A 21,980-nucleotide genomic window follows, 5' to 3' on the forward strand; every position below is an offset into this window, starting at 1 on the left:
TGCCATGACCGACATATCCGATCTGATCGAACCGCTGATCGCCTTTCGCCGCGACATTCATGCGCATCCTGAATTGGGGTTTTGCGAGCATCGCACCGCCGGGCGGATCGCCGAGCAATTGCGGGCGCTGGGGCTGGAGGTGCATGAGGGGATCGGGCGGACGGGCGTGGTCGGTGTGCTGCGCAACGGGACGTCGGAGCGCAGCATCGGGTTGCGCGCGGACATGGATGCGCTGCCGATCCAGGAGCAGACCAACCTGCCCTATGCCAGCACGACACCCGGCACATTCCATGGTTGCGGCCATGACGGCCACGTCGCCATGCTGCTGGGTGCAGCGCAGCATCTGACCCGCAGCCGCAATTTCGACGGGACGGTCAATTTCTTCTTCCAGCCCGCCGAAGAGGGGCATGGCGGCGCGCGCGAGATGGTGAACGAGGGGCTGTTCGAGCGCTTCCCATGCGACCGCGTGTTCGGCCTGCATAATTGGCCCGACCTGCCGGCGGGCACGATCGCGACGCGGCCCGGCCCGATCATGGGCGCGGCCGACAAGTTTGAGATAGTGCTGGAAGGACGTGGTGGCCACGCCGCCATCCCGCAGGATACGCCCGACGCGATCCAGGCGGCGGCCGCGATGGTGCAGCAGTTGAACGCTATCATATCGCGCCGGATCGCGGCGACGGCGTCGGCGGTGCTGTCGATCACCCAGATTCATGGCGGGCATACGCATAATGTGATTCCGGCCGAGGTGCGCGTCAGCGGCACGGTGCGGACCTTTGATCCGGCGGTACAGGACCGGATCGAAGCATCGATCCGCGAGATTGCGGCAGGCATCGGCATCGCCAATGGCGTCACCGCGACCGTCGATTATCAGCGCTATTATCCCGCGACGATCAATGATGCTGAGGCGGCGCAGGAAGCGCTGGACGCGGCCGCGACGGTGGGGAATGCGGTGATCGCGCCCGACCCCGCCTTCACGTCGGAGGATTTCGCCTTCATGCTGCAGGCGTGCCAAGGTGCCTATATCTGGCTGGGGCAGGCAAAGGGTGATGGCGGCACGCCGCTGCACAATCCGCATTATGATTTCAATGACGATGTGCTGGCGCTGGGTATCAAACTGCATGTCGCTCTGGCCGAGCGGCATCTGGCGCGCTGATCGCCAAAGGCTGAAGGCTACAGGCTGAAGCCGAAGCCGATCACGGCGGCGGTGGATTGCAGCGCCTCCCCCTGCGACCGGCCAAGCGCGCGGGTGCCGCCCAACAGCCGTTCATGGACGATGGCTGCGTAGATATTGAGTTTCGGCTTCAGCCGATAACGCAGGCGCAATGTCGTTTCCGCTTCGGTAAATCCCGCGCGCACCGCATCCCTGTCCGACGCCTGGGCGGACCAGCCGACCGCGATGCGCGGTTCGAGATAGAGATTTTGGGTGATCGGCAGGGCGTAGATGAACTGCGCTTCGCCGGTCACCAGACCGTCATCCGACAGGAAGCCATAGGTCTCCCAGCTCAGCCGCGTGCCGACCATGGCCTGCACGCCGATCGCGGCATAGGCGTCGCGGGGGTGCGGCTTGATATCCTTGCGCATGCCGACCAGCCAGGTCGTATTGCCGACCGTCCGGCCATAGAAAAGACGCATCTGGGTTTCGTCGATCTGGTTGCCGAGCGCGCCGCCCCCTTCTGATACCAGCATCAACTGATCGCGGCTGTTTCCCCAGGAAAAGGCGGCGTCCCAGAAGAAAACATCGTCGCCCTGGCCCGCGCGCAATTCGATGAGGTCGAAGCCGCCGCTCACCACTCATGGGTCGGTTTCCTGCGCGGCGGCAGGCGCAACGCCGGTCAGCGCGCACGCAAAGGAAAGAAAGCCCCAACAGGCGAAACGCCGCATCTACCCTGATCCGTTTTTCGGTATCCGGAACAGAGTAGGGCTGCGTCACGGCGCTATCGCGCGAAGAACGGCGCGCGATAGCGGGCGGGATGACAAATTATCGCCGCTCCACAGCAGCTTGTGCCGCGATCGTCAGAACCAGAAACGGATGCCCATGACGAGGCTGGCGGTCGACGCCCCTTCCCCGTCGGCGCGGGCGTAGCGGGCGGTGTCGCCGAGCTTGCGTTCCCAATGGAAGCCGACATAGGGCGCGAATTCGCGGGCAAATTCGTAGCGCAAACGTAGGCCCAACTCGATGTTGGAGATGCCCGACCCGATGCCGAGTTCAGGCACATCCTGCGCCGCGATATTCACTTCGGCGGCGGGTTGCAGGATCAGGCGCTGGGTGATGCGCTGATCATAGCTGCCCTCCATGCGCAGATGGACGTCGCCCTTGGTCGAGACGAAGGCCTGGCCCTCGACTTCGAACCAATAGGGGGCGAGGCCTTCGATGCCGACCGTGGCATAGCTGCGCTGGGGCTGCGGCCGGATGTCGTGGCGAACGCCCGCGACCACGTTCCACCATGGGTCGATCGCCCGGCTGTAGAGCGCCTGGACTTCCGCGCTTTCGAGCGGGCCGCCGACTTCGCCCTCCCCTTCGGTCTTGAAGGCGAAGCGGTTGATGTCGCCGCCGATCCAGCCTTCGCCTTCCCAGGCATAGCCGTTGGCGCCCTTGTTCGCGCGATATTCGAGGCGGTCGACCATCAGTTGCGAGAAGGTCATGCCGCCGCTTTCCTGGATCATGGCGGCGCGGGCGCGGGCCATGACGGCGGGGTCGTAAAAGGCTTCGGCGGCGTGGTCAGTCGGGACTGGCGGCGCGACGCCTTTGGGGATCACATCGTCGGCGGCGGGCATGCTGTGTCCGGCGTGCGGGTCAGCGGATGCCTCCGGCGCGGGCGGCATCTGATGCGCGCTATGGTCCATTTGGGCGAGCGCGGGCGTGCTGCCGGCGAGCAACGCAATAGCGATCAGGCGCTTCATGCCGCTTCCTCCGCATGGCGCACAGTTACGACGCGCATCATCCCGGCATGCATGTGCATCAGCATGTGGCAGTGGAAGGCCCAGTCGCCCAGCGCATCGGCCGTCAGGTCAAAGCTGATCTTGCCGCCCGGCAGCACGTTGACCGTATGTTTGCGCGGGTTGTGGGTCGCATCCTCGCCTGTGATGAGCTGGAAGAAATGGCCATGGATGTGGATGGGGTGGGGCATCATCGTGTCGTTGATCAGCGTGACGCGCACCCGTTCCATATGGCGGAAAGCGATCGGCTCCGCGCCGTCGGACAGCTTCACCCCGTCGAACGACCACATATAGCGTTCCATGTTCGCGGTCAGATGAATGTCGAGCGAGCGGGTCGGCGCGCGGACATCCTCATTCGGCTCCAGCGCGCGCAGGTCGGCATAGGTCAGCACGCGATGGTCGACATCCTCCAGCCCCGTGGGCCGGTCGGCGGTGCGATCGGCGGGCATGGAGGACAAGGTCGCAACGCCCGGTCCCATCGGCACGTCCGGCGCGACCGCGGGATCGAGCATTTTCATGCTGTGCCCGGCCATGCTTTCGTTGGCGGGTTGGGACAGGTCGATGACGCCCCCCTGCCCCATGTCCATGCCGGACATGTCCATCCCCATATCCTTCATCGTGAGCAGCGGGCGCGTGCGCAGCGGCGGGATGGCCGCGACCATGCCGATTTGCGGCGCGAGTGTCGCGCGGACGAGGCCGGAGCGGTCGATGGCTTCGGCGATCAAAGCATAGGCGGTTGCGTCGGTGGGCTGGACAATCACGTCATAGGTTTCGGCGATGCCGATCTGGAACTCGTCGGTTTCGACCGGCTGGACATGTTGGCCATCGCATTGCACCACGGTCATGGGCAGGCCGGGCAGGCGGACGTTGAAATTGGTCATGGCCGAGGCGTTGACGATGCGCAGGCGAACGCGCTCGCCCGGCGTGAACAGCCCGGTCCAGTTTTCCGCCGTGCCATGGCCATTGACGAGGAAGCTGTAGGTGGAGCCAGTGACGTCCGAAATATCGGTCGGGTCCATCCGCATCGCGCCCCATTCGACGCGCTCCTTCAAGGACTGGTTCTTGCCCTTGAGCAGATCGGCCAGCGTCTGTTTCTGCATATTATAATAGCCGCCCATCTGCTTGAGCCGCTTGAGCTGGACATGCGGGTGGACCGGCGACCAGTCGGACAGGACGATCACATGTTCTCGGCTAGCCTGCACCGGATCGACGCCGGCGGGATCGATGACGATGGGGCCATAATGGCCCATCGCTTCCTGCATGCCGGAATGGCTGTGATACCAGTAGGTGCCCGATTGCTTGATCGGAAATTCATAATGGAAGGTTTCGCCGGGGCGGATGCCGGGGAAGCTGACACCGGGCACGCCATCCATCTGAAAGGGGAGGATCAGGCCATGCCAGTGGATCGACGTGTCTTCCTTCAACTTGTTGGTGACGGAGAGACGAACATTCTGGCCTTCTTTAAGGCGGATCAGCGGCGCGGGCAGCGTGCCGTTGATGGTGATCGCATGGGCCGAGCGGCCGCCGGTCGAAAAATGGCTGTCGGCCACGGTGAGCGCGATCGTCTCGCCTGACAGGACGCCCGGCGCGGGGGCCAGGCCATGGGTGCCGCTTTGCGCCCAGGCGGGGAAGGCGTTGGCGAAGCTGAGGGCGGCGGCACCCTTGAACAGGGTGCGGCGGTCAAGGGTCAAATGCGTCATGCCCCTTCATACGCGGGGGGCGCCGTCATCCCTCAAAAATATGGCGCTGTAATGCATTAAAATCCTCCCCTGGGAGGGGAGGTGGCTGGCGTAGCCAGACGCAGCGGGGTCGCGCTATCGATAGGGTGACACCCCTCCACCGGCTTCGCCGGTCCCCCTCCCCCGCAGGGGGAGGATTGTTTGGGGCGCTCCTCTTGTCCCTATTCCCCAAGCGCGGCCGACAATTTTGCGCGGGCGCGGTAGAGGCGGGTTTCTACGGCTTTTTCACTGAGGCCCAGCAGCGCGGCAGTGTCCGCCTGGCTCATCGCTTCGATCGTGCGGAGCAGCAGGACGTCCTTGAGCGATGCGGGCAGGGCGGCGATGGCGGCGTTGATGCGGGTGAGTTCGCGCTGCGACTGTGCCGCCTGTTCCGGGTCCGGCGCGGCGTCCGCGATCTCGCCCGCTTCGTCGATAGGGCGGGCAAAGGCGAAGAAGCGCCGCACGGCGCGGCGACGGCCCCAGTCGCGGCATTTGTTGAGCGTGATCCGCGCGATCCAGGTGCGAAACGGGCGCGCGCCATCATAGCGGGCGAGCGCGGCGAAGGCAGCGACGAACACTTCCTGCGTGATGTCGAGCGCTTCGTCCGCATCGCCGACATGGCTGCGGGCCAAGCGCCAGACCGCATCGCGATGCCGCCGCATCAACGCGGCATAGGCGTCCTGATGCCCGGCCAGCGCGCGCGCGGCCAGTGCCCGGTCATCAAGGTCGACGGGCGGCGATATCACCGGGCGGGCTGGGTCAGCGCCTTGACGACGGCGGCGTCGAACTGCGCGGCCTGATCAGGACGCAAGACGGCGCGCATGGCGAAGATATGCTGGAGCGTTTCCTTTTGCAGCGCGCCCATGACATGATGGGTTTGATCGACGGCCGCTGCGACCTTTGGCCCATAGCCCTGTTCAGCGGCGATCGCGGCGGCGAGCCGTTCATTGTCGGCACGCATTTCTGCTTCCAGCGCTTCGCGACGCTTGGCGAAGGCGGCTTCGAGTTCATGAATGCGCTGTTCCTGCGCCGCGTCGAGCGTCAGCCGCTGGTGCAGCAGGGCGTGAACTTCGCTTTCGACGCGCGGCTGGGGTGCCAGCCAGAAGCGCGCGATCAGCACGGCCGCGAGCGCTGCGGCAAAAGCCACCAGCGCGACCAGTAGATAGCGTTTGAGGCTCATTGGCCGAGCAGGCGCGAGGGCGCATAATCCGACATGCCGATCGGTGCGGGCGCGGCCTGTGCCGGTGCGCCCGGCACGATGCTGCCCGCCCAGCCGATGCCGATGGCGAGGAAGCCTGCCAGCATCAGGCTGCGCCGTGCCGCGCCCTGCTCCCGGCGGCGGGCAACGCCCTGCATCACCGCATCGTCCAGGCCCTCAAGCCGGGCGTCGGTCGGCATGGTCCGCACTTGGCCGAGCCATTGATCGAGATCATTCATCGCACATACTCCATCCTCATCGCACCATACGCGCGGCGCGCGCCAATCCCTCACGATGCAGAGGCGAGAAAAAATCATGCACCTTGGGCAAGGGGTGGGGCAAGTCCATGCGTAATGTTCCCTAGAGCTTGTCGCGATCGCGGTGGAAAACACACTCCGCCGTTCGCTTCGAGCGCAGTCGAGAAGCGGCCAGCGTCGCCCTTGCGTTTCTCGACTTCGCTCGAAACGAACGGACGTTGTTTCTATTCCGACCCGGCCCATTCGAACATCATCCAAGGAGTATAGTCCATGTCCCGTTTCCTGATCGCCGCCGCCTTGTCGCTTGCCATCCTGCCGGGCGCGGCGCTGGCGCATAGCAAGCTGCTATCGTCCAGCCCCGCCGCCAATGCGACTGTGGCCAAGCCGACCAAGTTGACGCTGACCTTTTCGGAAAAATTCCTGGCCCCGATGAGCGGCGTGGAACTGGTGATGACCGGGATGCCGGGCATGGCCGATCATCCGCCGATGCCGATCAAGGGGTTCAAGACCGCGCTCGCGCCCGACGGCAAGACCATGGTCGTCACCCTGCCCCGCGCTCTGCCCGCCGGTGACTATGACCTCAAATGGCATATCGTGGGGGCCGACCAGCATAAGATGGAAGGCGGCTACAGCTTCAAGGTCAAGTAAACCGTCATGGATGGGGGGATGCTGGTCTTTGCCCGGTTCGGCCTGATGGCCGACCTCGCCCTGCTGATGGGCCTGCCGCTATTCTGGTGGGCGATGGGCGTGGCGGGGAGCCGGGTGGTGCTGGTGGCGCTGGCGCTGGGCGGCATGGCGCTGTCGGCGCTATGGCTGCTGGCGAGCGGGGCGAGCATGACCGGCACCCCGATGTTGCCGCCCGATTGGGCGACGGCGGAAATCTTGCTGACGATGACGCCGATCGGGCCGGTGCTGGCAGTGCGGGCGGCGGCGTTGCTGGCCGCGCTGGTGCTGGCCGTTGCGGGGCGCACCCGCCTGGTCCTGATCCCGGCGGCGGTGGCGGCGGCGACGATCGCCTGGACCGGCCATGCGGGCGCGACCGAGGCTATGGCGGGGACGATCCACCGCGCCGCCGATGTGGCGCATATCTGGGCAGCGTCGGGGTGGATCGGCGCGCTGGCGGCGTTGCTCCATGCCGTGACTGTGCGGCGGCCGAATGTCGATCGGGTCGCGGTGATGCTGGCGAAGTTTGCGCTGTTGGGGACGGTGTTCGTCGCGACTTTGGTCGTGACCGGGGTGGTCAACAGCCTGATGATCGTGGGGATTGCCGACCTACCCGCCTTGGCGGGGAGCCGCTATGGCTGGCTGCTCGGCGCGAAGCTACTGCTGTTTGCAGCGATGCTGGGGTTGGCTGCGCTCAACCGCTGGCGGCTGACGCCTGCGCTGGAGCGGGGCGACGGTGCCATCGGGGCATTGCGGCTGTCGCTGGCGGTCGAGACGGGCGCGGCCATTGCGATAATGGCGCTTGTGGCCCTGCTGGGAACGCTTGATCCGATGGGCTAAGACCGCCGTTCGTGTCGAGCGAAGACGAGACAGGCGCGCGCGGGCTTCTCGACTTCGCTCGAAGCGAACGGGGTGTGGGGTTATGCCGGGCGGTAGATGGCGTAGATTTTCTTGACGTGGACCTGGCTGTCCCAGCTGCACGAGGCGCCCTGTTCGACCAGGAAGATGTCGCCCTTGCCGAACGTGCCTTGTGCGCCCGCGCCATCGACGAAGGTGACGCTGCCATCGAGCAGATACATCAGTTCATAATGGCGGTAGGTCATCGGGCGGCGATGATAGGGGGTCGAATCCCAGGTGCCGCAGACAAACTCCCCATCGACCGAGCGATAGTCGGTGAAGTTGCGGCAGGAGGGCGTCGGCCCGACCAGCAATTCGGCCAGCGGCGCGCCGGACGGTTCGAGCGGGGCGCGGGTGTCGATCGGGATGATCTGGCCATCGGCGAGTGACCCGCCGACGCGGCGCACGAACAGCAGGCGCGCGCCCGACGCCACGGTCCAGCCGAACGTCGCGCCTTCGCACAAGACCATGCTGTCACCTTCGTTCAGCGTGCGCTGGTCGATCTGCACCGTGCCGGATTCGACGATGATGAATTCATCGGCGGGCATGGCATCGACTTTGCCGCTGCCCTGCGTCAGGGCAATGAGGCCGATCGTCACCGGACCTTCGGGCTGGGGGAGCAGCGCGCGGGCGGACAGGAAGGCATCGCCCTCCCCTGCCCCGACGCGCGCGCCCGCCGCCCAGGCGCGCAGATCGACGAAGGAGCGGGTCGCGTTCTGGGTGGTCGTCATGCTGGCTATCCCTCAAAAAGTCGGATTTGAAAGAAGCTAGCCCGGTGCACGCGGCAGGTTGCACCAAGCGCGCGTCACGGAAACGCGCTTGGTGCCGTTTGCGTGGCGTGGGACGTTCAAAGCTGCCGCAGCGCGGTGGCCGGGCGCACCGACAGCAAGGGGATCGATCCGGCGAGGCCAATGCCAAGCGTCAGCAACGCGCCGCCGCCCAGTGTCGCGAGGACAACCAGCCAGTCGGGCGACCAGGTGAAATCGAAAATCTGGACGATGACGAACCAGGCCGCGCCCAACCCGAACGCCAGTGCGACCTGCGCCAGCATCATGGCGAGCAGGCCATATTCGAGCGCTTGGCCGCCCAATATCTGCCAGCGGGTTGCGCCGAGCGTCTTCAATATCACGCTGTCATAGCTGCGCGCCTGGCGCGAGGCGGCGATGGCGCCCACCAGCACCGCGATCCCGGCGAGGATCGCAACCGAGGCGGCCGCGACGATGGCGGCGGACATTTGCGTCATGATCGCGCCGACCTGCTCGATCACCTCGCCCACCGCGATCACCGAGACGCCGGGGAAGGCAGCGAGCAGGGCGCGCGTGACCTGATTGTCCTGGCGCGGGTCCATGGTGATGGTCGCGGCCAGGCTATGCGGCGCGGCGGACACGGTGCCGGGCGAAAAGACCATGATATAGTTGAAGCCCATCGTCTCCCAATTGATCTTGCGCAGGGAAGTGATGCGCGCGGTGATTTCCCGCCCCAGCAGGCTAACGGTCAGCGTGTCGCCAACGCCGATGCCGAGCGTCTTGGCCGCCTCCGCATCGAACGAGACGAGCGGCGGCCCGGCATAATCGGGTGCCCACCATTGTCCCTCGACCAGTTCGCTGCCTTCGGGCAGTGTCTTGCTGTAGGTGATGCCGCGCTCGCCGCGCAGGAACCAGGCGCCGTCGGGCAGTTCCTTCAGGTCCGTGACGCGCTGATTGCCATAGGCGACGATGGTGCCGCGCAGCGCCGGGACGATGTTGAACTGCGCGTCGGGGGCTTGGCTGCGCACGATCGTCTGGAAGCGGTCCCCCTCCCCCGATGGGATGTCGAGGACGAACTGGGCCGGTGCCGTCTTGGGCACGACGTTGCGGATTTCGCTGTCGAGGCTGGTCTGGATGCCGGCCAGCGTCACGAACAAGGTGAGTGCGAGGCCGAGCGCGACGATCAGCGCGGCGGTCTGCGCGCCGGGGCGGTGGAGATTGGCGAGCGCGAGCCGGAGCAACGGCCGTCGCGGGCGCGGCGCGCGCAGGGCGAGCTGGCGCACGCCCCAGCCGATGCCGAGCAACAGGAGCAGGACGGCGGCGGTCGCGCCGAGAACAGCGGCGGAAAAGAGCGGATCGCGCGCGGTGCCGAGCGCCAGCGCCACCAACAGCGCGCCTGCCGCCGTCATCGCGATCAGGCTGCGTCGGTCGATGCCATGGCGCGCATCGACCACGCCACGGAAGAGAAGCGCGGCCGGCTGAGTCCGGGCGCGGGCGAGCGGCGGCAGGGTGAAGAGGAAGGCGATCAGCAGGCCATAGGCCGCGCTGGTGACGAGCGGCAAGGCATGGAGCCGGAAGCCGGGGCTGACCGGCAGCACATCCCCCGCCAGCGCAACGATGGCAGGCGGGAGGAGCGCGCCAACGATCAGGCCGCAGGCAATACCGAGCAACGCGACGCAGCCAATCTGGAGCAGATAGATGCGCGCAATGTCGCTGGAGGTCGCGCCCAGCACCTTGAAGGTCGCGATGCCGGGGCGCTTGAGCGCGAGATAGGAGGCGACGCCGTTGCTGACGCCGATGCCTGCGATCACCAGCGCGGCGAGGCCGATGAGCGAAAGAAATTGGCCCATGCGAACGATGAAGCGGCTGGCGCCGGGCGCGGCGCAATCGCGGTCCTTATATTCCCATCCGGCTGAAGCGTAACGTTTCTCCAGATCCTCGCGCACCGCCTGCGCGTCGGCCCCAGGGGCCAGGCGAAGGCGATATTTGCTGTCATAGAGGCTGCCAGGCTGGATCAGGCCAGTGCGGCGCAAGCCTTCCAGCGAGACGATCGCCACCGGGCCGAGGGTGAAGCCTTCGCCCAGCCGGTCGGGTTCGTCGGCGATAATGTCGGCGATGGTGAAGGTGGCGGTGCCATAGACCAGCCGGTCGCCGGGCTTGACGCTCAGCCGGTCGGCGAGCGCCGGGCCGATGAGAATGCGGTCGGGACCAAGCGGCGCGCGATAGGTGCCGCCTTGCAGGGCCAGCGTGCCATAGAGCGGATAGGCGCTGTCCACGCCCTTGAGTTCGGTCAGCACCGCCGCCGAGTCCGGCCGCTCGCCCCGCGCCATGGTGCGCAGGCGGATGGTTTCGCTCAGGCGACCGAGACGGCGAAAGGCGGCCTTGTCGCCCTCCCCCGCTTCGCGCTGGGTCATGGCGATTTCGACGTCACCGCCGAGCAGCACCTGCCCGCGCTGACTTAGTTCCTGCGTGATCGCCGACGTCAGGCTGCCGATCGCGGCCAGCGTGGCCACGCCGAGGAACAGGCAGAGGAAGAGCAGGCGTAGCCCCCGGAACCGGCCGAGGAGATCGCGCCGGGCGATGCGCCAGCTCGCCGCCCAATCCAGCGCGCTCACGCGGCGCGATCCGAAACGATCTGGCCATCGCGCATTTCGATGATCCGACCGCAGCGGTCGGCGAGCGCCGGATCATGGGTGATGATGACGAGCGTCGCGCCTGCCGCGCGCTGGCGATCGAACAGCAGGTCCATGATGGTGACGCCAGTGGTTGCGTCGAGATTGCCGGTGGGTTCGTCAGCGAACAAGATGGTCGGGCGCGGCGCAACGGCGCGGGCGATGGCGACGCGCTGCTGCTCGCCGCCTGACAATTGCGATGGATAATGATCGATCCGGTGACCAAGCCCCACCGCGCGCAATTCATCGGCGGCGCGGGCGAAGGCGTCGGACACGCCCGCCAGTTCGAGCGGCACGGCGACATTCTCCAGCGCCGTCATGGTCGGGAGCAGGTGGAAGCTTTGCAGCACGATGCCGATGCGGCCGCGCCGGGCGCGGGCCAGGGCGTCCTCATCCAGCGCGCCGAAATCGACGCCGCCAATATGCACATCGCCGCCGGTCGCGCGTTCGAGGCCGCACAGCACCGCCATCAGCGAGCTTTTGCCCGATCCCGATGCGCCCAGGATTGCAATGCTCTCGCCGCGCAACAGGGTGAGATCGACGCCCTTCAATATCTCGACCGGCGCGTCGCGCGTGCCGAGCGAGAGGGTGACATTCTGCGCGCGGATCGCGATAGTGGCGGGATCGATAGGCATATGCATGAAGAAGGAGCGCTCCTTGGCGGGCAGATTATCGCAATATGGGGCGTTGGCGCTGATTGTCCAACTGGCGAGCGCCTGTTCGGACAGCACGCCGCCGCCGCCCCCGGTCGCCAACAGCGCGCAGGCTGCGCCCAGTGCTACACCGGTGGGCGATGGCAAGCTGGTGGTGGCGTTCGGCGACAGCCTTTATGCTGGCTATAATCTGAACCAGGGCAAGGGGCTGGCCCCGATGCTGGAGCAGGCTTTGGCAGCACGCGGCATGAAGGCGCAGGTGGTCAATGCCGGGGTGTCGGGCGATACCAGCGCGGCAGGTCTGGCGCGGCTGGCTTTCACGCTCGACGGGCTGGCGCGCAAGCCGGACCTTATGCTGGTGGGCCTTGGCGGCAATGACATGCTGCGCGGATTGAGTCCCGAAACGACGCGCGACAATCTGGATGCGATCCTCGCCGAGTTGAAGAAGCGCGACATTCCGGTGCTGCTGACCGGGATGCTTGCCTCCCCCAATATGGGGCCGGACTATGCCGCCGCCTTCAACCCGATCTTCCCGACGCTGGCGACGAAATATGACGCCACGCTCTATCCCTTCATGCTGGACGGGGTGATTGGCGACCGGGCACTGCAATTGCCTGATGGCATTCATCCCAATGACAAGGGGGTGGAAGTGATCGTCGGCAAGCTGACGCCGATCGTCGAAGGGGCCTTGCGTGACTGATGTGATCCGGGTCGGACTGGTCGGCTATGGCCTGGCGGGTCGCGTCTTTCATGCGCCGTTGTTGCGCGCCGTTCCGGCCATGCGGTTGACGACCATCAGTACCAGCCGGGTGGACGAGGTTGCGGCCCTGGACCCGGCCATTGCGTGCGTCGCGACACCGGCCGAGATTTTCGCCGACCCCGCCATCGACCTGGTGGTGATCGCGACGCCCAGCGCGACCCATGCGCAACTGGCGGCGGAGGCGTTGCGCGCGGGCAAGCATGTCGTGGTGGACAAGCCATTCGCGCTGTCGCTGCAACAGGCGCGCGATCTGGCCGCCTTGGCAGGGGAATGCGGGAAATTGCTGGCGGTTTTCCACAATCGCCGGTTCGATAGCAATTTCCTGAGCATCCGCGCGGCCATTGCCGAAGGCGTGGTCGGGCGCATTACCCATTTCGAATCGCATTTCGACCGTTTCAGGCCGGAAGTGCGCGATCGATGGCGGGAGGATGGGTCGGATGGGTCGGGCATATGGTTCGACTTGGGGCCACATCTGGTCGATCAGGCGCTGGCCTTGTTCGGGCGACCCGATGGCGTGAGCGCCGACATTGCCGCCTTGCGGGATGGATCGCCATCGGACGACTGGGCGCATGTCGTTCTGCGCTATGCCGGGATGCGGGTCATATTGCACGCCAGCATGAGCGCACCTGCCGGTGAGTCCGGCGGCAGTCCGCGCTTCCTGTTGCACGGGCAAAAGGGTACGCTGGTCAAGACGCGGCTCGACCAACAGGAAGCGCAACTCGTAGCCGGATTGCGCCCCGGCGATCCGGGCTGGGGGGCGGATGATGATCCGCTTGTCATCTTTGACAGGCAAGGCGGCAGGACCGTGCGGCCTGCGCTCGCGGGCTGTCAGCAGGATTATTATGTGCAGATGGCGGCGGCGATCCTGTCGGGCACCCCCCTTCCCGTGACGCTGGAAGACGCCGTTGCGGTGCAGGAAGTGGTGGAGGCAGCGCAGATTTCAGCACGGGACGGCAGGCAGGTGGCGCTCCCGCTACCCGCTTGACCCTCCCCTTGTCGGGGAGGGTCGATCCGATCAGGCTGGCTTTTTGGGCAATTCGACTTCGGCCTTGGCGGTTGCCAGCGTGACGCCTGCCTGGTTCATCAAGCGACAATCGAGCTGCACCATATGGCGGCCTTCCTCATCGACGAACTTGTCGAGGATGGTGCCGGTCGTCACCGTAATGTCGCCGGTCAGCGCAGGCCCGCGATAATTGCAGGCGGAATGACGCACCATGCCCCATTCGCCCGCCCAGCCCGCGAAATAGTCGGTGATCCACGCCCCCATCGACGCGCCATAGCCATAGCCGCGCGGCATGCCGATGAAGCGCGCCCAGCGCGGGAAGAGATGTCCGCGCGACGGGCCGAAATAGGCGCCGTCAGTAAATTCGGGATTGATCGCTTCCATCACCGGATCATTTTCATGCCCCGCCATTTCCTTGACGAAGCCCAAGGCCTCCATGTCGAGGTCGGTACGGCGATGGGTGCCACCCCATTGGGTGAAGGTATAGGCGCGCCATTCGGTGGTGAAGGACACGATCGAGTGCGGGCCGATCACCCGTTCGGGCAAGGCCGCGCCGATCGTGACATCGTCCCACCAGCGCCGGTCATGGCCCAGATCGTGCAGCATCTGGATCCATTCCATCTTGCGCGCTTCGAGCGATTCCAGATCATCGTCGGTCCACACCGGATCATCGAAGCCATCGGTCGGCGCATTATCCTTACCCGCTTCCTGATTGTAGCGGATCGTGGTCGACCTCTGCTTACAGATCAGGTCGCCAGCCTGATTATAATAGAAATTGTCGCCGCGCTGGAAACAGGTGGGGCCAGCGAATTTGGTATCCTTGACGGTATAGTCGAAGGGAATCCGCTCGTTCCAAATGCGGTCGCCACCCTGCATGCGCGGACCATAGAACCACCATTCGTCACCGCCGAACAACAGATGGCTGTTGGGGATGCCACCGACGCAGGCGGGTGCGGAGCCATGGCCGCAATCCATCGTCACGGCAAAGCTCTGCGGCGCGACCAGCCCGCCCCAGCGGCTTTGCGCGGCATAGCCCGCATCATAATGGAGGCGGTTGGGATAGTGCATCGCCTGCACCCAGCGGCGGATGTCGTTATTGGCGATCGGCTCCACCATGCGGGCGGGCTGGATCGGCTTGCCCAGATATTGGTCGATATCCGAACAATCTAGCGTCGGGCTGCTCACACTGTCTCTCCTGCTCATGATCCGCCCCTTCCTGAGCAGGGGCACGCCCTAATGATGCACGCGCAGGCAGCGATGGAAAACCGGCTTGGCCGACCGATGGCGGGGTTATCGCCGGGCCGATATCCGGGCGCGCTGCTGTCGAGCGGGCGCGAAGCCGTCCATATCGGGTCCATGGCAATCGCTGGAATGAGGGAGAATGGAGCCATGGCTGATGGCGAAGCCTGGCGGCCACTGGCCGACCGGATGGCGATAGGCGATTGCCTTGCGCGGCTGGCGCGGGGCGAGGACCGGCGCGATGCGGACCTGATCCGCAGCAGTTTCTGGTCCGATGCGACGGTCGATTATGGAATTTTTGCGGGTGATTTCGACGCCTATCTCGCCTGGGTGGTGCCGGGGTCCGACGCGATCGCCGCGACCCAGCATATGTTGGGGCAAAGCCTGATGCAGATCGACGGCGATCTGGCGAAAGTCGAAACCCATGTCAGCGCCTATCACCGGATCGATGCGGGCGAAGGCGCGCGCGATATGTGGCTTGGCGGACGCTATCTCGACGCGATGGCGCGACGGACGGGTGTCTGGCGGATCGCGAAACGGACCATGGTCTATGACTGGTTTCAGGATGCAGGCGCGGCCGCCGACTGGTCGCAAGGATTGATGGGAATGCCGTTCAGCGCGCCGCATTTCACTGGCCGGGTGGCAGGCGATTTCAGCGCCATATTTTTCGCGCAAGCCGATTGAGGACAGACAGGTGATGGGACAATTGACAGGCAAGGTGGCCGTAGTAACCGGCGCAAGCCGGGGGATCGGCAAGGGGATCGCGCTTGCGCTCGCCGAGCAAGGCGCGACCGTTTATGTGACCGGGCGCACGGTCACGCCCGGCGTGCATGACCTGCCCGGCACGGTCGGCGAGACCGCGGCGCAGTGCGAGGCGCGCGGCGGGCGGGGCATAGCGGTCGCGGTCGATCATGGCGACGACGTGCAGGTGGCGGCGCTGTTCGAGCGGGTTGTGCAGGAACAGGGTCGGCTCGACATTCTCGTCAACAACGCCTTCGCCTTGCCCGAAGACCTGACCACCCCCCTGCCCTTCTGGGAAAAGCCGCTGTCCAACTGGCAGATGGTGGATGTGGGGGTCCGATCCAATTTCACCGCAGCCTGGCATGCGGCGAAGATCATGACGCCGCAGCGGTCGGGGTTGATCGTCGCGATTTCGGGCTATGTCGGCGTCACCTATACCTATGGCACGATATTCGGCACGGCCAAATCGGCAGTCGACCGGATGGCGCGGGACATGGCGATCGAACTGGAGCCCCATGGCGTTGCCTCACTCTCGCTCTGGCAAGGGCTGACCTTTACCGAACGCGCCAACCGCAATCTGGCCGCCAACCCCGCCATGAAAGCGCGCACCGTCACCAACCCGCTGGTCGGCTGCTCGCCTGAATTTCCGGGCCGCGTCATCGCCGCGCTGGCGGCCGATCCCGCGATCATGGCGCGGTCGGGCGGTACCTTCATTACCGCCGAGGTCGCGCAGGATTATGGCATTAGCGATATTGACGGGAAGACCATCCCGTCACTGCGCGCCGAACGGGGATCGCCGATCTGGCGGCCAATCGCGGAGGCTGGCCATGGACGTTGAGCGTATGGCGCGGCTGGACGCGCTGCTTGATCGGCAGGATATTGCCGCCTGCATCGTCCGCTTCGCCCGCGGCATGGACCGGTTCGACCGGGCCTTGTTCCTGTCGGCCTTTCATTCCGACGCGACCATTGCGGCCGGGCCGTGCGTGGGTGGGGCCGAGGCGCTCTATGACTGGGCGACAGGGTTGCACGAGGCCGGGCAGGAGGCGACGCATCATAATCTGTTGAACCAGACGATCGATATCGACGGTGCCCAAGCCCATGTCGAAACCTATTATCTGTTTGTCGGGCGCAACCGCGATGCCAGCAATTGGGTTGCGGGCGGTCGCTATCTTGATCGGATGGAAAAGCGGGTGGGCCACTGGAAGATCGCGCTGCGCACCAATATCATCGAATGGTCGGGCCTGGTTCCTACCCTGCCGCTGCCCTTTGCCGACTGGCCCGGCATCGCGGCCAATGGCGTATCGGCGCGCGACGGCAGCGACCCTTCCTATCTGAGGCCGCTGGTCAATAACCGGCCTGCTCATGTCCCTGAATGACCGGTGTCCAACGTGTTATCAACGCGGATGCATCGTGGTTTCGGAATCGCTTGGTCGTGCTATCGGATTGGATCAGACGTGGGATCGGTTTCATCGGTCGTGCTGCGACTCGCGATGACGGTTGCGTTACAGGTGCGTGACGATGGCGCTAACTCTGCTAATCTCCGAATAAATCCCCTAAGCCGATTGACCGGCGAATGGGGGGCAGGTTTGCTATCCAGACCACGCGCAGCGCATGGATAGAGGTTGAAGGGCTATCAGAGGGCTCTAGACCCTTCCGATGCGCGACACTGCAAAGGTTGTCGTTTGAGGCTATCGCAACGCCGCAAGTGGCAATTCCCAACAGTCATCTGCTACGGTTTGACTTTGACGCGAAAATGAAGGCATTAAACGCCAACCATTTTCAACAGTCGTGATTCGGCGCTGAGGGGCATCATGTCGTTTACGGTCAACACATTGCGGAACGTCACCACCGCTTGCCAGCAAATGCGCGATCACATCAAGACGATCGTGTTCCGGCCGGACAATCACAAGACGCTCGATATCAGTTTTGGCCCGACCGTCGCCGCCGAACTGATCGGCCGGACACCCGAAGCGCTAGCCAAGGCGGAGGCCAAAGGGCGCCTGCCCCAGCCCAAGCAGCAGGCCAATGGCCGCCGCTACTACACACTCGAAGACCTGACCCATATCCGCGAGGCGCTGGGCATCCATGTCGGCAAGCAACCCGATGAGGATGCCGTCGTGCTGGCGGTGCAGAATTTCAAAGGCGGGGTCGGCAAGAGCACGATCACCAAGCATCTCGCCGATTATCTGGCGTTGCATGGCTATCGCGTGCTGGTGATCGATTGCGATCCGCAGGCGTCGACGACGACCATGTTCGACATTCAGCCTGAAACGCTGATCGACGACGAACAGACATTGGGCGCGTTCCTGTCGCCGCGGAGCACCTTCAGCGACTTTTCGCAGACCATCCGCGATACGCCCTGGCCCACGATCAAGATCGTGCCGTCGAGCCTGGGCCTGCAGGATGCCGAATGGGATCTGACCGCGACCCTGCGCGAGGGCGGGCAGGCTGTGCGTGAGGGTTTGCAGGCGCTGCGCATCGGCATCGCCAGCGTGACCAAGGATTTCGACGTGATCCTGCTCGATCCGCCGCCAGCGATGGGCTTCCTGGGCCTCAACGTGATGGCGGCGGCCACTGGCCTGTTGATCCCGGTCCCCGCGCGGCAGCTCGATTATCTGTCGACCATCCATTTCATGGATACGATCGCCGACAATATCGAAATTCTCGAAGAAAATGGCACGCCGGTCGATTATGGTTTCATCCGCGTCGTCTGTTCCGCCTTCTCGCCGAGCAAGCCGGGCGAAAATGACATGTGGCGGATCATGCAGGCGACCTATGCGGGATTGCTGCTGGGACAACCCATCCTCGCGTCCGAGGAAATCAAGAATGCGACCCAGGCGTTTCGGTCCATCTATGAATCCAAGCCCTCCGCGTCGCACCAGACCTATACGCGCTGCCGCGACAATCTGGACGCGGTCTTTGCCGAGGTTGAACAGCAGATCCGCCAGCAATGGCCATCCACCAGCCTGACCGCTGACTCTAGCGTGGGCGTGGCGGCATGAGCCGTCGTTCCCTCATCAGCGAAGCTTTGGCATCGGCGCTGAACGATCCGGCCCCTCCCCCGGCCACGGCCGAGCCAAGTCCGGCAGCGCCGCGCACCAATTTCACCAACAAGCGGCTGGAAGCCTTTGGTGAGGCGGCGCGGATCGTCAAGCGGCCGACGATCCGGTTGAAGCCGTCTGAATGTTCGGTCTGGCCGGGCAATGCGCGCGACTATTCGATGCTGGACGAGCATCGTTTGCGCAGCCTGATCGATTCGATCCTAGCCGAAGGCAGCAATCGCGTGCCCGCGGTAGTCCGCCGCACGCCCAATGCCGAACTGCCTTATGAACTGGTCACGGGAACGCGGCGGCACTGGGCGATCGCCTGGCTCAACGCGAACCATTATCCCGACATCGAACTGATCGCGATTATCGAGGATCTGGACGATGAGGCCGCGTTCCGGCTGGCGGACATCGAGAATCGCGAGCGCGAGGATATTTCCGACCTTGAGCGCGGCATGAACTATAAGGCGGCGGTCGATAATTTCTATGGCGGCGTGCAATTGCGCATGGCCGAGCGGCTCAAGATTTCGAAGTCGCAGCTATCGCGGTATATTGCGCTGACCGAAATCCCCCCTGCCCTTGTCAGCGCCTTTCATTCGCCGATGGACCTTCAGGCGAAATATGCCGAGAAGTTGTTGCCGTTGCTGCGCGATCCAGCTTCGCGCGCGAAGCTGGAGGCGGCGGCTGAGCAGATCGCGTCCGAACAGAGTTTTCGCCGATCCGGGGATGAGCAGCCAATTGTCGGGCCGGAGGTCATGGCCCGCTTGCTCAAGGCCATGGTTGCCAAGGGCCGTGTCCAGAAAGCCGCGATTGAAAGCCCCGTTGGTGCTGCGATCGGTCAGGTGGAAAAGGATCAGCAGAAGATATTGACGCTGTCCCTGTCGCCATCGGACTTGTCGGTGGACGAGATATTGGCGGCGCTGCGCCCCATCATCGAACGGGCGAAGATCTGCACGGCCAAGCGGCGCTAGGTGTGGGTGTGAAAAGCTAAGAATAGCTATATTATCGTTATATTTCATATTGTTATATTGATTTTCCCCCTGGGGGGAAGGCAAATGGGATCATCGTGGTGGAACAGGAGGGCGAACTCAAGACGGCGCTGAAAGAGCGCAAGGTCCAGTTCGAAATGTTCTTCACCCTGCCTGATTTCAGCGATATTTCGCTGCGCGATTATCAGGAGACGATGCAGCGGCCCTTCTTCAGCCTGTCGAAGCGCAGGCGCTTGAAACCCATCGAATATATCAGTCCCGACAAGTCGGTAACCGTCCATGTCTCCGCCAATCCCACCTATGGCATGGCGACGATCTGGGACGCGGACATCATGATCTACCTCGCGTCCCATTTGAATGAATTGCGCGAGCGGGGGCAGAATGAATTGTCGCCGGTCATTCGCATCCAGCCTGGCGATCTGCTCAAACGCATATGCTGGGGCACCAGCGGGCGTGCCTATGAGCGTTTGGTGAGTGCGCTCGATCGGCTGCAGGCTACCACGATCAAGACCAACATCCGCGCCAGCGCCAAAAGCCGGGAGACGACCTTCTCCTGGATCGACAGCTACACCCATCTGGTGGACGAGCGGACCCAACGGTCGCTTGGCATGGAGATCACCCTGTCGAAATGGTTTTTCGATGGCGTGATGGACAAGCGCAATATCCTGTCCATCTCCCCGCTCTATTTCGAAATTACGAGCGGCCTTGGCAAATGGCTCTATCGCGCGTCGCGCAAACATGCGGGCGGCAATGGTGCCGAGGGCTTCACCATCGGTTTTGAAACCCTCCACCAGAAAAGCGGTAGCGAGAGCAGCTATCCCGTGTTCAAGCGCAAGCTGCTGGAGCTGGCTAAGGACAATGACCTGCCCGATATCAGCTTGGATGTGATCGATGGCGATAGCGCACGACCGAAGATGAAGATGGTCATGCGTCGCCACCTTGCCGAACAGCCCGGCCGCAAACGCAAAGCGCCTGCGAGTGTGGCCAGTGCGAAGGATGATATGGTCGACGCCGGCCTCGCGCTTGGGCTGATCTCTCGTGTGTCGGAAGGCATGCGGGTTGCCGACCGCCCTGCTCGCGCCAGCGCGCCGACAGGTGGCGCGCGAGCCCCCTCCCCTGCCCGCAGTTCCAGCGTCAGCAAGATGCTCGATCCAGACATTTACGCGGCCATTCGGGCTGATTTTCCGGGTTGGGACTATGACGAACTGATGCGGCGGTTCGACGCCTTTCTTGGCGAAAATCCCGCCGAACTGCCGCGCAACTATTCCAAGCGTTTCTATGGCTTCGTGAAGGAGCATCATCGCCGGAATAAATATCGGCTTTGATGGAAGACGGCGGCTAGCGCCCTTCCCTATCGACCTTCGACGTGTTTTCGAAATTTCATAAAACTGGTGGCCGATCTGTCGGCATTCGCCCGTATCGTTCGGCAACCATGTCAAAGACCGCGCAATTGCGTGACTTAGGCAGATCGGCTTTCAAACCTTTCGGGTCGCAAGCGCTTTATCGCGATGATTCTGAAAACACGTCGCATAGCAAGATGACGATCGCTCCAAACTAGTGAAGCCATATGGGCCTTGGTCTATCCGGCCCGCCCGGTCGTTAGTGCAGGCTGCACGATGCAGCAAACGTGTTTTTAGAATCACGCGCTCGCGCATCGGGTGATGCCTCCCCCACCAGTCCCCTATGAAATTTGCCAACTGACTCAGCAGAACAAAAAGAGAAATTGCGAAAATTGGCCGTAGGAGGCATCTGGGGCGCCACAGCTTCATCGGCATAGATTGACACCTAGCGCGGCCTTGTTGGCGCTCAGAAGGCTTCTGGCGAGGTTTCATTTTTCCCATCGCCCGACCAAAATTCATCCTCATGCCAATCTTGGGGCTGGGTGGAGGAGGGCAGGGGGTTGTAAGATAGAGAAACGGGTATTGCGTAGCTGCGATAGCTTGCTTGACCAGATTGTTCGATCAGCAGTCCAAGATCGGAGGCAATCGTCAACAGCTTGATCGCACCTGCCGATGTCAGGCCCAGCGCGGCGGCGACCTGCCGACTGGTCAGACGCGGTCGTGCCATGGCGAGCAGCAGCACATCCTTCAATTTCCCCGGACGCCGCCGTCCGGCAACATGGCCCATCGCGCGCTTCGCATAGCTCCTTAGCCGCATCTCCAGATCAAGCTGGACCTGCGCACCGGCGGCAATCGCCTTCAACCAAAGCAGCGACAATTCATCACCCTGAGCCAGTAGCCAAGGGGCGTGGCTGCGCTCAAGGCCCATCGCCGTCATCCCTCCGGCCGAGCCATCCCATCGCCCTGGACCCCAACGATCGCCGATCAACAGACTCGCCACCAAGTCGCTCCGGCCCAGGGGGGCGTGGTGGCGCCAGAGGCGAGCCAGATCAGCACCGTGAAGTAGGGGCGGGGAGGGGGGCAGGGCGCGGGCGTCTCGTTGCCATCGTTCGATCGCCATCAG

21 protein-coding genes and 1 pseudogene are annotated in these 21,980 nt (G+C 64.1%); 11 read left to right on the forward strand and 11 right to left on the reverse strand.

What is annotated here, in order from left to right; translation table 11 throughout:
- Positions 1-1,153 (forward strand): M20 aminoacylase family protein (locus IL54_RS11600; protein WP_237748864.1); only part of this gene is annotated, 1,153 nt, incomplete at its 5' end.
- Between the two features lie 17 nt (positions 1,154-1,170).
- Here IL54_RS11600 and IL54_RS11605 read toward each other — a convergent pair.
- The 6 genes from IL54_RS11605 to IL54_RS11630 all read right to left on the reverse strand — a co-directional run bounded on the left by IL54_RS11605 (position 1,171) and on the right by IL54_RS11630 (position 6,092).
- A complete protein-coding gene (locus tag IL54_RS11605) occupies positions 1,171-1,788 on the reverse strand; it encodes a copper resistance protein B (protein ID WP_037475803.1) in 618 nt (205 codons plus the stop codon).
- A gap of 225 nt (positions 1,789-2,013) precedes the next feature.
- Positions 2,014-2,901 (reverse strand): copper resistance protein B, encoded by an 888-nt coding sequence (locus tag IL54_RS11610; protein WP_037475805.1) that lies wholly within the window; start codon positions 2,899-2,901, stop codon positions 2,014-2,016.
- Positions 2,898-4,637: a copper resistance system multicopper oxidase gene (locus tag IL54_RS11615; protein ID WP_037475807.1), complete on the reverse strand. Its 1,740-nt coding sequence runs from the start codon at positions 4,635-4,637 to the stop codon at positions 2,898-2,900. Before IL54_RS11615 ends, IL54_RS11610 begins: the two co-directional genes overlap by 4 nt.
- A gap of 200 nt (positions 4,638-4,837) precedes the next feature.
- A complete protein-coding gene (locus IL54_RS11620) occupies positions 4,838-5,401 on the reverse strand; it encodes an RNA polymerase sigma factor (protein ID WP_037475810.1) in 564 nt (187 codons plus the stop codon).
- Positions 5,398-5,835, reverse strand: coding sequence for a periplasmic heavy metal sensor (locus IL54_RS11625; RefSeq protein WP_037475812.1), 438 nt, complete (start codon positions 5,833-5,835; stop codon positions 5,398-5,400). The genes IL54_RS11620 and IL54_RS11625 overlap by 4 nt, the downstream gene beginning before the upstream one ends.
- Positions 5,832-6,092, reverse strand: a complete 261-nt coding sequence (locus tag IL54_RS11630) for a hypothetical protein (RefSeq protein WP_037475815.1) — start codon at positions 6,090-6,092, stop codon at positions 5,832-5,834. The genes IL54_RS11625 and IL54_RS11630 overlap by 4 nt, the downstream gene beginning before the upstream one ends.
- Positions 6,093-6,380: 288 nt before the next feature.
- On the opposite strand from IL54_RS11630, the gene copC reads away from it, so the two are divergent.
- Both copC and copD read left to right on the forward strand, forming a co-directional pair.
- Positions 6,381-6,758, forward strand: coding sequence for a copper homeostasis periplasmic binding protein CopC (copC, locus tag IL54_RS11635; protein ID WP_037475817.1), 378 nt, complete (start codon positions 6,381-6,383; stop codon positions 6,756-6,758).
- Positions 6,759-6,776: 18 nt separating this feature from the next.
- The gene (gene copD / locus IL54_RS11640; RefSeq protein ID WP_052027777.1) at positions 6,777-7,613 is read left to right on the forward strand and encodes a copper homeostasis membrane protein CopD; all 837 of its coding nucleotides are present in this window, start codon (positions 6,777-6,779) and stop codon (positions 7,611-7,613) included.
- 80 nt (positions 7,614-7,693) lie between these two features.
- Here the strand turns inward: copD and IL54_RS11645 are convergent, their stop codons facing one another.
- The 3 genes from IL54_RS11645 to IL54_RS11655 form a co-directional block, all read right to left on the reverse strand.
- A complete protein-coding gene (locus tag IL54_RS11645) occupies positions 7,694-8,401 on the reverse strand; it encodes a cupin domain-containing protein (RefSeq protein WP_037475823.1) in 708 nt (235 codons plus the stop codon).
- 116 nt (positions 8,402-8,517) lie between these two features.
- Positions 8,518-11,031, reverse strand: coding sequence for an ABC transporter permease (locus IL54_RS11650; protein WP_037475825.1), 2,514 nt, complete (start codon positions 11,029-11,031; stop codon positions 8,518-8,520).
- Positions 11,028-11,729: an ABC transporter ATP-binding protein gene (locus tag IL54_RS11655; protein ID WP_037475827.1), complete on the reverse strand. Its 702-nt coding sequence runs from the start codon at positions 11,727-11,729 to the stop codon at positions 11,028-11,030. Before IL54_RS11655 ends, IL54_RS11650 begins: the two co-directional genes overlap by 4 nt.
- On the opposite strand from IL54_RS11655, the gene IL54_RS11660 reads away from it, so the two are divergent.
- A complete protein-coding gene (locus IL54_RS11660) occupies positions 11,728-12,441 on the forward strand; it encodes an arylesterase (RefSeq protein WP_037475829.1) in 714 nt (237 codons plus the stop codon). The two genes, IL54_RS11655 and IL54_RS11660, sit on opposite strands and share 2 nt — an antisense overlap.
- A complete protein-coding gene (locus IL54_RS11665; protein ID WP_037475832.1) occupies positions 12,434-13,486 on the forward strand; it encodes an oxidoreductase in 1,053 nt (350 codons plus the stop codon). The genes IL54_RS11660 and IL54_RS11665 overlap by 8 nt, the downstream gene beginning before the upstream one ends.
- Positions 13,487-13,516: 30 nt before the next feature.
- Here the strand turns inward: IL54_RS11665 and IL54_RS11670 are convergent, their stop codons facing one another.
- A complete protein-coding gene (locus tag IL54_RS11670; protein WP_037475835.1) occupies positions 13,517-14,689 on the reverse strand; it encodes an FAS1-like dehydratase domain-containing protein in 1,173 nt (390 codons plus the stop codon).
- A 204-nt stretch (positions 14,690-14,893) separates the two neighbouring features.
- Between IL54_RS11670 and IL54_RS11675 the strand changes: the two genes are divergently transcribed.
- The 6 genes from IL54_RS11675 (at position 14,894) to IL54_RS11700 (ending at position 20,842) form a co-directional block, all read left to right on the forward strand.
- Positions 14,894-15,427: a nuclear transport factor 2 family protein gene (locus IL54_RS11675; protein WP_037478471.1), complete on the forward strand. Its 534-nt coding sequence runs from the start codon at positions 14,894-14,896 to the stop codon at positions 15,425-15,427.
- A gap of 13 nt (positions 15,428-15,440) precedes the next feature.
- On the forward strand, positions 15,441-16,322 hold the full coding sequence (locus IL54_RS11680; protein ID WP_037475838.1) for an SDR family NAD(P)-dependent oxidoreductase: 882 nt from the start codon (positions 15,441-15,443) through the stop codon (positions 16,320-16,322).
- Positions 16,312-16,860: a nuclear transport factor 2 family protein gene (locus IL54_RS11685; protein ID WP_037475841.1), complete on the forward strand. Its 549-nt coding sequence runs from the start codon at positions 16,312-16,314 to the stop codon at positions 16,858-16,860. Before IL54_RS11680 ends, IL54_RS11685 begins: the two co-directional genes overlap by 11 nt.
- Positions 16,861-17,295: 435 nt before the next feature.
- A complete protein-coding gene (locus tag IL54_RS11690) occupies positions 17,296-18,486 on the forward strand; it encodes an AAA family ATPase (RefSeq protein WP_037475843.1) in 1,191 nt (396 codons plus the stop codon).
- Positions 18,483-19,499 carry a ParB/RepB/Spo0J family partition protein gene (locus tag IL54_RS11695; protein ID WP_037475845.1) on the forward strand — a complete coding sequence of 339 codons (1,017 nt, stop codon included), beginning with the start codon at positions 18,483-18,485 and terminating at the stop codon, positions 19,497-19,499. Before IL54_RS11690 ends, IL54_RS11695 begins: the two co-directional genes overlap by 4 nt.
- A 155-nt stretch (positions 19,500-19,654) precedes the next feature.
- A complete protein-coding gene (locus tag IL54_RS11700; protein ID WP_076605574.1) occupies positions 19,655-20,842 on the forward strand; it encodes a replication initiator protein A in 1,188 nt (395 codons plus the stop codon).
- A gap of 481 nt (positions 20,843-21,323) precedes the next feature.
- Here IL54_RS11700 and IL54_RS11705 read toward each other — a convergent pair.
- Positions 21,324-21,980, reverse strand: a pseudogene (locus tag IL54_RS11705) (hypothetical protein); the annotation flags it as partial.

The sequence above is a fragment of the Sphingobium sp. ba1 genome (genome assembly GCF_000743655.1).
In the GTDB taxonomy this organism is placed as follows: Bacteria; Pseudomonadota; Alphaproteobacteria; order Sphingomonadales; family Sphingomonadaceae; genus Sphingobium.